This window comes from Pantoea piersonii (assembly GCF_003612015.1).
Taxonomy (GTDB): domain Bacteria; phylum Pseudomonadota; class Gammaproteobacteria; order Enterobacterales; family Enterobacteriaceae; genus Pantoea; species Pantoea piersonii.
This window is the reverse complement of record NZ_RARB01000003.1, coordinates 302,972-315,161: the sequence shown is the minus strand read 5'-3', so window position 1 is coordinate 315,161 and position 12,190 is coordinate 302,972. Positions and strand designations below refer to the sequence as shown.

Genomic DNA, 12,190 nt, shown 5'->3' with positions numbered 1-12,190 from the left:
TCAGGCCTGTTTTTGCCGACGTTTTTTCCAGATCACCACAATGCTGCCTGCCAGGCCAACAAACAGCAGAACGACCGGCAGCACCATCAGGATCGCCATGACCTGATCTTCATGGCGTTTGATAAAGGGCACCTGGCTGATGCCGTAGCCAAACGCCACGACAATCGCCACCCACAGCAGCCCGCTGAGCCAGTTAAAGAGCTGAAACCGGCCGTTCTGCAGGCCGGAGATGCCCGCCATGGTAGGCAGAATGGTACGGACGAACGCCAGAAAGCGTCCCACCAGCAGTGCCATCAGGCCGTGACGGTTAAAGAGCTGCCACGCGCGCTGATGATATTGCGCTGGCAGGTGCATCAGCCAGCCCTTCACCAGACGCGTATTGCCGAGCCAGCGTCCCTGCAGGTAACTGAGCCAGCAGCCGAGGCTGGCGGCGGTGGTCAGGATCACCATGGTCGGGAAAAAATCCATCACCCCTTTGGCGACCATCGCGCCCGCCAGCAGCAGCAAACTGTCGCCTGGCAAAAAAGAGGCGGGAAGCAGGCCATTTTCCAGAAACAGCGTCAGAAACATGACGCCGTAAACTACCCAAACCACATTAGGATCGGCCAGCGCGGCAAAATCCTGATGCCAGAGCGCGTGAACAATCTCGTGTAAAACACTCATCTGCTATCCCATCGAGTCACAAGGAATCTATTTTAGCGGCAATCCGGTACAGAGATTTGATCTGCGGCCGGTCGCCATTCTGTGGTTGAGGTTCTGTTTAAGTTATTACTGCGTCAGGCGGTTAAAGCCCGCCGTTAAATCGTCAATCAGGTCGTCAACGTGTTCCAGACCAATATGCAGACGCACCAGGGTTCCGTCAAAGTCGACGCCCCCCGCCGGTCGGATTGCCGCCAGCTCTTCCGGCTGGTTCGCCAGAATAAGCGACTCGTAACCGCCCCACGAATAGGCCATGCTGAAATGGTGGAAGCGATCAAGGTAATGTGCCAGTTTTTCGTCGCTGAGTTTTTCATGCAGCACAAATGAAAACAAGCCACTGCTGCCGCTGAAGTCACGTTTCCAGAAGGTGTGGCCTTTGCTCTGCGGCAGCGCCGGATGGTTGACGCGCGCCACTTCCGGACGCGTCGTCAGCCACTCCGCCACCTGCAGCGCGCTCGCCTCATGCTGACGCAGGCGCGTAGCGAGGGTACGCAGGCCGCGGCTCGCCATATAGGCGCTGTCGGCGTCCACCGTCTGGCCCATCAGGTAGGAGTTCTCGCGCAGCTGCTCCCAGCAGCGCGCGTTCGCCACCGCGGTGCCGATCATCGCGTCGCTGTGGCCAATCAGATATTTGGTACCTGCCTGAATTGAAATATCCACGCCGTGCGCCAGTGCATTGAAGAAAAAGCCCGCCGCCCAGGTATTATCCATCATGATCACCGCGTCAGGCGCCTTTGCGCGCACCGCTGCGACAATTGCCGGAATATCCTGTACCTCCATGGTGACAGAGGCGGGGGACTCCAGAAACACCACGCGCGTTTCCGCACGCACCAGCGCGCCAATTTCGCTGCCGATAGTGTGGTCGTAGAAGGTAGTGGCGACGCCGAGTTTGCTGAGGATTTTGGTGCAGAAGTCTTGCGTCGGCTCATAGACCGCGCCGCACATCAGCACATGATCGCCCGCGTCGACAAAAGAGAGAATGGCGTTCGCAACTGCCGCCGCGCCGCAGGGGTAGAGCACGCAGCCCGCGCCGCCTTCCAGCTCGGTCATCGCATCCTGCAGCGAGAAGTGAGTCAGGGTGCCGCGACGGCCATAAAAGAGTTCCCCGGTAGCGCGTCCCGCCGTGGCGCGTTTTTTATCGGCGACGGTGTCAAAAACCAGGGAGGAGGCGCGCTGAATTACGCTGTTGACCGCGCCCTGAGTGTAACGTTTGCTGCGTCCCGCGCTGACTAAGGTGGTATCTATTTTTTTGGTCGTCATTCGTGTCTGCTCTGCCGCCTGCTACAAAGCCTTCACGTTACCACGAATTACCGTTCAGGGTTGACCCCAAATCCTGATATTCAGAACCTGTCCGACAGCGGACAGGGCGCGGCGGCGCGGTGCGCGAGAAGGCCACGCCGCCGCGCCTTTCAGCGCGTTACATCACTCCCATCAGATGCGGCAGCCACAGCGAGAGGGCGGGTATATACGTGATCAGCATCAGCACCAGAAACAACATGACGTAGAAAGGCATCATCGCGCCTACCACTTGCTCAATCTTCTGCTTGCTTACCGCGCTGGCGACAAACAGCACCGTCCCCACCGGCGGGGTAATCAGCCCGATGCCGAGATTGGTCATCATGATCATGCCGAAGTGCACCGGATCGATGCCCAGCGTGGTCGCCACCGGCAGCAGCACCGGCGTCAGGATAAGGATAATCGGCGCCATATCCATCAGCGTGCCGATCACCAGCAGCAGCAGGTTGATGCACATCAGAATGACGTACTTGTTATCCGACAGGCTGGTAAAGGCGTCGGTGATAATGGTCGGCAGCTGCATAAAGGTCATCACCGCGCCGAAGCCCGCCGCAAAGGCGATCAGCACCATCACGATAGTCACCGTCTTGATGGTGCGGAACAGCAGAATATGCAGCTGGTTCCACTTAAAGTCGCGGTAAATAAACATGGTGACGAAGAAGGCCCAGAGGCAGGCGATGGCGGCTGATTCCGACGCGGTAAAGATGCCCGACAGGATGCCGCCCAGAATGATCACGATGGTAAAGAGACCCCAGAAGGCGTCAAAGAAGATCTTCACCGCCTGGCGAAACGGAATGCGTTCCCCTTTGGGGTAACCCCGCTTGCGTGCGAAAGCGAGACACATCACCATCAGGCAGAAACCCAGCAGCAAGCCGGGAAAGATGCCAGCGACGAACAGCGAGGAGATGGTCACCACGCCGCCGGTCGCCAGCGAATAGATCACCGAGTTATGACTGGGCGGCGTCAGCACCGCCTGCACCGAGCCGCTGGCGGTGACCGCCGCGGCAAAGTCGCGTGGATAACCCTTCTGCTCCATTTGCGGAATCATCACCGAACCAATCGAGGCGGTATCCGCCACCGACGAGCCGGAAATCGCGCCGAAAAAGGTTGAGGCGACAATATTTACCAGCGACAGCCCGCCGCGAATAAAGCCGACAAAGATATAGGCGAAATTAACCAGCCGTCGCGCAATGCCGCCTTCCGCCATAATCGCGCCCGCCAGAATAAAGAAGGGAATGGTGAGCAGCGAAAACTTATTAACGCCGTTGGTGATCTGAATCACCACCGCCTCCAGCGGCAGATCGATCCACCATGCGCCGATAAAGGCGCTGAGGCCCACAGCGAAGGCGACGGGAAAACCCAACAGCAGCAGCACAACCAGGCTGCCGATTAACATCAATGCGTCCATGGTCGCTCCTTAATGGGTGCCGCCTAAAATCACCACTGGCCGCTGGCTTTGATCGCCATTCAGCAGCCGCTCAATCACGAACAACAGGGTAAACAGCGCGCCGATGGGGATCGGCAAATACATCTCGCCGTAGGTCACCGCAGGCAGCGAGGCGAGCGGCTGGATCCACATCGCCAGGCAGAGGTTGTAGCTCGCCTGGAAGATCACCAGACAGGTCGCCACCATCAGCAGATCGCACAGGCGCAGCATCAGCCGCTGCGCGGTAGGCGGCAGGCGATCCGTCACCATCGAGACGCAGATATGCGTACCGGCGCGAAAACCCACCGGCGCGCCGATAAAGGTAAAAATGATCATGCAGACAATGGCGACCGGCTCGGGCCACGCCAGCGCGCCGTTTAATACATAGCGGGCGAAAATGCCGATGGGGATCACCGTCACCATCACCAACAGCGCGACGGCGGCGATGCCCATGCACAGCAGATAGAGCCCATCCATCAGACGAGAGTATCGGGTCATATGCGTTACCTGAATAACGCCGCGTCGAATGCGCGGCGGCGGTGGGTTATTTAACGTCGGCTATTTGCGCCATCAGTTCGCTGTATGCGCCGCCAAACCGATCGCGAACCGGCTGCGTGGCTTTCATAAAGTAGTCTCTGTCGGTCTCCTGAAAAGTGACGCCGCCCGCTTTCATCTTCTCGATCGACTGTTGGGTGTAGGTTGCCCACAGCTGACGCTCTTCATCCTGCGCCTCTTTGCCGAGCTTCTTCAGCAGCGTCTGATCCTCCGGCGACAGACGCGCCCACGAGGTTTTTGAGAAGAGGATCATCTCCGGCTGGATAAAGTGGCCGGTCAGGGTGTAGAACTTCGCTACCGGTAGGTAGTTATGCGCGACGAAGGTTGGCGGATTGTTCTCCGTACCGTCCACCACGCCGGTCTGCATGGCGCTAAATACTTCGCTGACCCCCATTGCCACCGGGTTCGCTCCCATCGCTTTCAGGGTCGCCAGCGAAATGGCGCTGTTCTGCACGCGGATCTTCATGCCTTTGAGATCCTCTGGTTTGCTGAGCGGCTTTTTGGTGATCATGTTGCGCTCGCCCGCGTCGGTCCAGCCGAGAAACACCATGCGCGCGTTGGCATCGGCGTCGAACTTGTCGACAATCTGTTTGCCGACTTCGCCGTCCAGCACCTTATGCATATGGTCCACGTCGCGAAAGATATAGGGCAGCGTCAGCACGCTGGTTTCGGGCGCGATGGTGGTGACCGGCGCCAGCGAGACGCGGATCATATCGATCGCGCCGAGCTGCACCTGCTGCAGCGTTTGATCTTCATCGCCCAGCACCCCGCCTGCATAGACTTTCATCTCCAGGCGTCCGCTGGTGGCCTGTTTCAGCTTGTCGCCCATATGCTGCAGGGCCACGACGGTGGGGTAGCCGGCGGGCTGAACCTCCGCCACTTTTAATACCTTCGCCGACGCCGATGTCGCGTTCAGGGCGAGCGCCGCAGAGACGGAAGCGGCAAGGATCCATTTATTCATTCTCATTATTTTTCTCCAGGCAGGTAGAGGAGGGCACAGGTATTGTGCGGCAGAGGAGGCGGCCCGCGTGTTGCCAGAATAGGCAAAACGCGCTGGCTGAAAATGCGGCAATGTGAATTGAATGAACAAGCTCACATTTTGAAACGATGTTTTAATAAATTTATACAGGAAATCACATTTCTGAAATCGACCCGAAAAGTGTCATAAAATGTCAGTAACGATCGGGTATACCGTCCCTGTACTTTGTAAATAGTAATGAGAACTACTATCAATTCGCTCGTTTTTTGCTATTATTCGCGCTTATCCATTATTCCTGCATATGAAGTTGGAGACGCAGCGTGGTAGCCAGTGACTTGATGCAAACGGATCTCTCTGTTTGGGGCATGTATCAACATGCTGATATCGTGGTAAAAGTGGTAATGATCGGCCTGTTGCTGGCGTCGGTCGTGACCTGGGCGATTTTTTTTGGAAAGTATGCCGAGCTTAGCGCGGCAAAGCGCCGATTAAAAAGTGAGCAGATGGCGCTGGGCGAAGCCCGTAACTTAGGCGACGCCGCCCGTGCCGCCGCGCAGTTCAAAAGCCACAGCCACAGCGCAGTCCTGCTTAATGACGCGCAAAACGAGATTGAACTCTCCGCGGGCGCAGAAGATACCGACGGTATTAAAGAGCGCACCAGCTTCCGCCTTGAGCGCCGCGTCGCCGCCTTCAGCCGCCACGCCGGACGCGGTAACGGCTTCCTCGCCACTATCGGTTCCGTCTCACCCTTTATCGGCCTGTTCGGCACGGTATGGGGCATCATGAACAGCTTTATCGGCATCGCGCAGACGCAGACCACCAACCTGGCCGTTGTCGCCCCCGGCATTGCCGAAGCGCTGCTGGCAACCGCCATCGGTCTGGTCGCAGCGATCCCTGCGGTAGTGATCTACAACGTCTTTGCACGCATGATTGCGGGCTATAAAGCGTCGCTGGGCGACGTGGCCGCGCAAATCCTGCTGCTGCAGAGCCGCGATATCGACCTGGGCAACCTTAACGCGAAAAGCGCTGACGCTCGCCCGACCGCTCAGAAATTACGCGTAGGTTAAGTCATGGCGATGCGATTAAACGACGACCTGGAAAGCGATGGCGAAATGCATGAAATCAACGTAACGCCGTTTATCGACGTTATGCTGGTTCTGCTGATCATCTTTATGGTGGCCGCGCCGCTGGCAACCGTGGATGTTCGCGTTAATCTGCCCGCCTCGACCAGCGCGCCGCAGCCGCGGCCGGAGAAGCCAGTCTATCTGTCGATTAAGGCCGACAAGCAGCTCTTTATCGGCAACGATCCGGTCACGCCGGAGACGCTGGTCAACGTGCTGAACAGCCAGACCGCAGGCAATAAAGAGACGACGATCTTCTTCCAGGCCGACAAGTCGGTGGATTATGAAACCCTGATGAGCGTGATGGATAAGCTGCGCGCCGCGGGCTATCTCAAGATCGGCCTGATGGGCATGGAAACCGCCGCAAAATAAGCGGGCAAGCAGATGCAAATTGAAAAGGGTAGCCAGACGGCTGCCCTTTTTGTTTTTGGCGGCGAGGGCGCTGTTTATGGTTTTGCGGCTGCGCAGGCGAGCGGCCTCTGGAGGCTGCCCGTCAGAGAGGAGAGAGGGGGAGTGCGGCATTTAATGGTGAATTATGCTGCATAATTGCGGGGTTAATTATTTGTTACTTTTGGTTTCGCGATTGTAAAGTGCAATGGTGAGGTATGTCACATTATTCCCGGCTCAGGCAGGCTAAAAGGGGAAAAAAACGCAGGAAGCCACTATGAGTCACACTTCACCTTTACAAAAGCCTCAGGGCAGCGCTCGAACCATCTTTAACGTTACCAGCGGTAACTTCCTTGAAATGTATGACTTTATGGTGTTTGGCTATTATGCCACCGCCATATCGAAAACCTTTTTCCCAGGCGACGACCCATTCGCCTCTCTGATGTTAACCCTGATGACCTTCGGCGCTGGCTTTTTAATGCGGCCGCTGGGCGCCATCGTGCTTGGTGCCTATATCGACCATCATGGCCGTCGTAAAGGGCTGCTGTTAACGCTGGGGCTGATGGCGATAGGCACGCTCACCATCGCGGTAGTGCCGGGCTACGCCACGCTGGGCGCCGCCGCGCCGATCCTCATCCTGCTGGGCCGTCTGCTGCAGGGCTTCTCTGCTGGCGTGGAGCTGGGCGGCGTCTCGGTCTATCTGGCGGAGGTTGCGCCGAAAGGACGTAAAGGCTTTTTCGTCAGCTGGCAGTCGGGCAGTCAGCAGATCGCGGTGATCTTCGCTGCGCTGCTCGGCTTGCTGATCAACCATCTGCTGGCAAAAGAGGCGGTGACGGACTGGGGCTGGCGTATTCCTTTCTTCATCGGCTGTATGATCGTGCCGTTTCTGTTCTGGATCCGCCGTATGCTGGAAGAGACCGAAGCCTTTAGCCAGCGCAAACACCATCCCAGCATGCGGGATATTATGCGCTCGCTGGCGAGCAACTGGGCACTGGTGCTGGCGGGAATGCTGATGGTGGTCACCACCACCGTTATGTTCTATATGATCACTGCCTTTACGCCCACCTTCGGCAAAACCGTGCTGATGATGAGTGACAAAGAGAGCTTTCTGGTCACGCTGTGCATCGGCATCTCCAACCTGTTCTGGCTGCCGGTAATGGGCGCGCTGTCGGACCGTATCGGCCGCCGCCCGCTGTTGATTACCTTTACGCTGCTGATGATCGTCACCACCTGGCCGGTGCTGCACTGGCTGGTAGGATCGCCGACCTTCGCCCATCTGATGGAAGCTGAGCTCTGGCTCTCGTTCCTCTACGCCAGCTACAACGGCGCAATGGTGGTCTATCTGGCGGAAATTATGCCTGCCGAAGTGCGCGCCTCAGGTTTCTCGCTCGCCTATAGTCTGGCGACCGCGCTGTTCGGCGGCTTTACGCCCGCTATCTCCAGCTATCTGATCCACGCCACCGGCGATAAAGCGATGCCCGGCGTATGGCTCACTTTTGCCGCCGTTTGCGGTCTGATCGGCACGCTGCTGATTGGACGCATGGTCAAACAGTATCGCGCGCGACGCAGCAGCACCGCCGCCGCTGGCGCCTCCGTTTAAAACGACACATCCACCACCACGCTGTCCGTGTAGTTTCCTGCGGGCGGCGTGGTCTGCGTGGTGAGTATGCGCGCGGTGTAGTTATAGCCGCGCGTCACTCCATCCGTACTGACGCTGGTGGCGCTGGCGCTGCTGTAGCGATCGGTGCCGCTCGGCCCCCAGCGGTTGCTGCTGGTCCCCTTGTAAATCTCATAGCTCAACCGGTTCGCGCCGCTCGCCATCTGGCGCTGCGTGCCGTTGACATAGCTGCCGTTGCTTAATCCCACCGTGTAGGTGCTGCCTTTGCTGCATACCACGTTAATCGTCTGCGAGACGGCGGAAAAACTGCCGACCAGCGGCGCGCTGCCAAAGCTGATATTGGGCGCGGTAATGGTGGTGCAGTCATTGGTGACGACCAGGGTGACGGCGATGGGGATCACGCCGCTGCCGCTCTGCGGCGTCAGGCAGAGATTGCCGACGCCGATGCTTGTGCAGACGTTATAGGTTACCGCCAGGTTAAGCGTGGTGGTATAGGTGCCGGCGGCGACCGTCTGACCCGGTACGGTGCGCAGATAGACCGGAATGGCGAAGTTGAGGCTGCCCAGCAGTCCGGCGAGATTAACCAGCACCGACTGGCTGAAGACATGGGCGGCACCGCCGATAGTCAGCTCCGTTGCGCAGGCGCTGTCGACGCAGAGCTGGACGGGAATATTGTCCGTGCCGGTATCGCCGCTGCGCTTAAGGATGCCGCGCGTACCGCTGACGTTGGTGGCGCCGGTAAGCTGAAAGGTGATCTGGTTATTGCCCAGCAGCGAGAGTGACGAGCCGGCCCCACAGTTGACGTTGGCGTTGGTCGAGGTCGCCTCTGTCGTGCTGTTCACCACGAAGGTCGTGACTGAGCCAAAGCTGGCGGTCGAGCTGGGCAGGGTGCAGGCGGCGCGCGACAGCGTCGGGAAAAGCATCAGCAGCATCAGCAGCAGCATTTTTTTCATGGTGTGATCCCTGAGGTGGCGTTATCGGGGTTGGGAGTCGGCGCGCCCGCCGGTCGCGGCGGCAGCGGACAGGTAATCGGGCCATAGGTTTTCAGCGCCTGCGGCTGGCCGCTGGCGATAGTCAGCTCGGCGCTGCAGGTGCGGCCGTCCGGCGTGGCGACGCGAAGGGGGTTGCTGGCGCGCAGGTTTTCCAGCCAGGCGATGCCGTCCCAGCCGACATACTCGGTCGCCTGGCCCTCGCGCAGCACCTGGCTGGAGACCGGCAGCGGCTGACCCTCGGCGTCCTGCAGGATCACGCTGGCGGAGCGCAGCTTCTCTACCGGAAAATGGAGCAGGTAGCCGCTCTGGCGTTTCACCGCGAAGCGCTGTTCAACCTGCGGCGTCGTCATATCGGCGGGCAGATCGAGCGTATCGATATCATACTTCGCCGGATAGTAGCTGCTGACCGAGGGCACCAGCAGGTAGCCGCTGCGGTCAGTGCGCCCCATCGACTGGTTTTCATAGCGCACATTGACGTCGGGGTAGCTGGTTTTCACTACCACAAAGGCGTCGTTGATACCGTTGGCGGCAAACACCTGGCTGTCCATTAACACCAGCGAACCCGTGAGATCCGCCCACTGGGTGTTGTAGTCGTCGTCGCCGTAAAAGCCTGCGGAGGTGTCGATTTTATTATTGCGCCAGCGCAGGCTCGCCTGGCGATAGTCGCCGCTGTCGCCGCCCTGATTAGCCCAGGAGGCATCCCAGGCGAAGCCGCCGTCGCTCGGCATCGAGCGCGACAGGTAGAGGCGCTGATTGTTTTCGCCCTGCTGGTCGCGCTCCATGCTGACCGAAGCGCTGCCGTGTTCGCCGAACGGGATCACCAGCGACATCGCGCCGCTCCATGCGCCCTGTTGCTGGTCGCGACTGGCGGAGAGGTAGAGGCTGGCGTTGCCCCACAGCGTTTTGCTCCACGAAAGGTTAAGCAGCCGCGTATGCTGGCCGTCGCCGCCGCTGATATCGATGTAGGCCGCACCGAGGCTGCCGTACTGGCTCAGCGACACGCTGGCGTTGTACTGGGCGCTGCGGCGCGCCAGGCTGTAAGTGGTATTGCTGGCGTTGCTGTTGCCGGTACGACTGTTGAGCAGCGCCAGGTTGCCGAATTCACGGCTGCGCAGCGTATGCTGTGTGCCGATGCTGAACCAGCTGTTGTTGTACTGGTAGCCCCAGCTGTACTGCGTTCCGGCTGCGCCGCTCATCTGGCTCTGCGCCAGCGCGCCGTTTAGCACACCCAGGCTGCCGATGCGAAACATCGCTCCCGCGCCGCCCATCGCCAGCGAGTCGCTGCCTTCGGCATGGGTCTCCAGCGTTAGCCAGTCGGTCGCGCCGTAGCGCAGCGAGCCGCTGGCCGCCGCGTTGCCGTAATCGACGTTCTTAATACCGTAGTTTTCGCGGAACGCGCCAGCGGAAAACGAGTAGTCGCTCAGGCCCGCTTTCAGCAGCGTGCTGGAGACATAAAACGGCAGCGTCGTCGTCACCCGGCGTCCCACCGCGTCGGTGGTGGTAATGACCGCATCGCCTGCGCCGTTGACAAAGGGCACGTTAGTCAGCGACCAGGGACCCGGCTGCACGTTCGCCTGGCTGGACTGGTAGCCGTTGATAAAGAGATCGACGGTGGAGGGCACCGCGGCCTGACCGGAAAAGGCCGGTAGCGGGTAGGTCACGAGATCGGGCCGCACGCTAAAATCGCGGCCGATCTGTATCCCGCCGAGACGCACGCTGTTGCTCCAGCTCAGCGCATCGGTGGTGAGATCGCCGACGCGCCAGCTGATCACCTTGTTCTCATCCTCATTGCTCCACCAGGTGTCGTAGCGGATATAGCCGTCGTCCTGCGCGGGAGCGCGGCCTTCCATCTGCTGCTGCCAGACGCCATTGCTGGAAAACTGGCCTGCGGAGCCGAAGAGGCGCAGCTCGTTCCAGGCCGACAGCCGCGTGCCAGCGTTGGCGGTGCGGGTGGCGTAGAGGTCGTAATTGAACAGCGCCCCCGTGGAGGTGCGGCCAGGGTAGCGCGGCCCGTTTTGCGCTGCGCCGATTACCTGGCCTGGCAGCCACGCGGGCGGCACCGTTAACAGCAGGCGCTGACGCCGATCGTCATAGTCCGCTTTTACTTCGTTCCAGCGGGTAACGTCGACCAGCTGCGGGTCCGGCAGCTTCTCGGCCGGGATGCCGGCGCGCTGCAGATCGCCCGCGCGCACCAGCAAGCGGCCATCGCGTCTTTCTACCGGTACGATAGCGCCGTTTTCACGCTGGTTAATCACCAGTTCCAGCATATAACGCTGCTGTTCGCCGCTGCTCTCCAGCGACGGCGGCGGCGGCAGCGACGAAAAGGTCTCCGCCAGCGCGGCGGCCGGCGTCAGAGAAGCGCAGACGCTGGCCACCGCCAGCGCGCAGGGATGGAGAGAGCCTGGCATTTAGCGGCTGGGCGCGCTGCGCCATTCACCGGCGTTGGTATCCGCCCTCATCTGGCCGCTAACCGCATTTTTTAGCGGCCAGCGATTTTCGCTGTGCGCCAGCACGTAGCCGAACAAGCCGTCGCCCAGTTTGCGTCCGCCGAGGGTGACGTTGCTAAGGCGCGCGTGGCCGCTGCCCCGGTTGGTGAGCAGCAGCCAGGACTTTCCACCCTCGCTGACCTGTCGCCAGCTCAGTTCTGGCTTCGCTGCGTCGCGCGTCAGCCCGTCGCCATAGACAAACAGCGGCACTGAGTAGCGCATCTGAAAATTAAGGCCCGCCTGGTTTTCGCCCGGCGTGCGCGGTGTCGGGATCTCGTCGAGCACGACGCGGTACGCCAGCTCCTGGCCCGCGCCAGGCGGCGTCTGCTTAATCAGGCGTACCAGCTGCTTTTGCCCAGGCTCAATACGCACCAGCGGCGGACTGGCGACGACGCTCTGCTGCGTGGCGTACTGCTCTTTGCCACCGACCTGCTGCCAGCTGAAGATGCGTACCTGCATCAGCGTAGTGGCGTTGCCGCGATTCTCCAGCCACAGCTCGCTGGCTTTTTCATCGGGGTTGATGCTGGGATCGATAGGCCAGATCATCAGCGAATTCGCTGCCTGGGCGCTGGTCGCCAGCAGGGAAACAAGGAACAACAGGGCGCGCATCATCATCTTTCTCCTTTAAGCATGC

Annotated in this window: 11 protein-coding genes; 3 read left to right on the top strand and 8 right to left on the bottom strand. The window is 59.8% G+C overall.

All coding sequences use genetic code 11. The features are described 5' to 3' along the window. The 5 genes from D7S44_RS10900 to D7S44_RS10880 all read right to left on the bottom strand — a co-directional run bounded on the left by D7S44_RS10900 (position 1) and on the right by D7S44_RS10880 (position 4,943). Positions 1 to 663, bottom strand: coding sequence for a DedA family protein (locus D7S44_RS10900; protein ID WP_120454756.1), 663 nt, complete (start codon positions 661 to 663; stop codon positions 1 to 3). A gap of 105 nt (positions 664 to 768) precedes the next feature. Beyond that, entirely contained in the window at positions 769 to 1,959 is a 1,191-nt protein-coding gene (gene metC, locus D7S44_RS10895; protein WP_120454754.1) for a cystathionine beta-lyase, read from the bottom strand. Positions 1,960 to 2,116: 157 nt separating this feature from the next. Next, positions 2,117 to 3,403 carry a TRAP transporter large permease gene (locus D7S44_RS10890; RefSeq protein WP_120454753.1) on the bottom strand — a complete coding sequence of 429 codons (1,287 nt, stop codon included), beginning with the start codon at positions 3,401 to 3,403 and terminating at the stop codon, positions 2,117 to 2,119. Positions 3,404 to 3,412: 9 nt separating this feature from the next. Continuing rightward, a complete protein-coding gene (locus D7S44_RS10885) occupies positions 3,413 to 3,919 on the bottom strand; it encodes a TRAP transporter small permease (RefSeq protein WP_120454751.1) in 507 nt (168 codons plus the stop codon). Positions 3,920 to 3,965: 46 nt separating this feature from the next. Beyond that, positions 3,966 to 4,943 carry a TRAP transporter substrate-binding protein gene (locus D7S44_RS10880; protein ID WP_120454749.1) on the bottom strand — a complete coding sequence of 326 codons (978 nt, stop codon included), beginning with the start codon at positions 4,941 to 4,943 and terminating at the stop codon, positions 3,966 to 3,968. A gap of 350 nt (positions 4,944 to 5,293) precedes the next feature. Between D7S44_RS10880 and exbB the strand changes: the two genes are divergently transcribed. From exbB to tcuC, 3 genes are all read left to right on the top strand, one after another. Continuing rightward, entirely contained in the window at positions 5,294 to 6,019 is a 726-nt protein-coding gene (gene exbB, locus D7S44_RS10875; protein WP_179256417.1) for a tol-pal system-associated acyl-CoA thioesterase, read from the top strand. Between the two features lie 3 nt (positions 6,020 to 6,022). Next, the gene (gene exbD / locus D7S44_RS10870) at positions 6,023 to 6,445 is read left to right on the top strand and encodes a TonB system transport protein ExbD (protein ID WP_120454745.1); all 423 of its coding nucleotides are present in this window, start codon (positions 6,023 to 6,025) and stop codon (positions 6,443 to 6,445) included. Between the two features lie 292 nt (positions 6,446 to 6,737). Then, a complete protein-coding gene (gene tcuC, locus D7S44_RS10865; protein ID WP_120454743.1) occupies positions 6,738 to 8,060 on the top strand; it encodes an MFS transporter in 1,323 nt (440 codons plus the stop codon). Here the strand turns inward: tcuC and D7S44_RS10860 are convergent. From D7S44_RS10860 to D7S44_RS10850, 3 genes are read right to left on the bottom strand one after another with little or no spacing between them, the layout of a single operon-like run. Further along, the gene (locus D7S44_RS10860) at positions 8,057 to 9,031 is read right to left on the bottom strand and encodes a Csu type fimbrial protein (protein WP_120454741.1); all 975 of its coding nucleotides are present in this window, start codon (positions 9,029 to 9,031) and stop codon (positions 8,057 to 8,059) included. The genes tcuC and D7S44_RS10860 overlap by 4 nt on opposite strands. Next, on the bottom strand, positions 9,028 to 11,478 hold the full coding sequence (locus tag D7S44_RS10855; protein ID WP_120454739.1) for a fimbria/pilus outer membrane usher protein: 2,451 nt from the start codon (positions 11,476 to 11,478) through the stop codon (positions 9,028 to 9,030). The genes D7S44_RS10860 and D7S44_RS10855 overlap by 4 nt, the downstream gene beginning before the upstream one ends. After that, positions 11,479 to 12,171, bottom strand: a complete 693-nt coding sequence (locus D7S44_RS10850; RefSeq protein WP_120454737.1) for a fimbrial biogenesis chaperone — start codon at positions 12,169 to 12,171, stop codon at positions 11,479 to 11,481. It abuts the gene before it with no gap. Between the last annotated feature and the right edge of the window lie 19 nt (positions 12,172 to 12,190).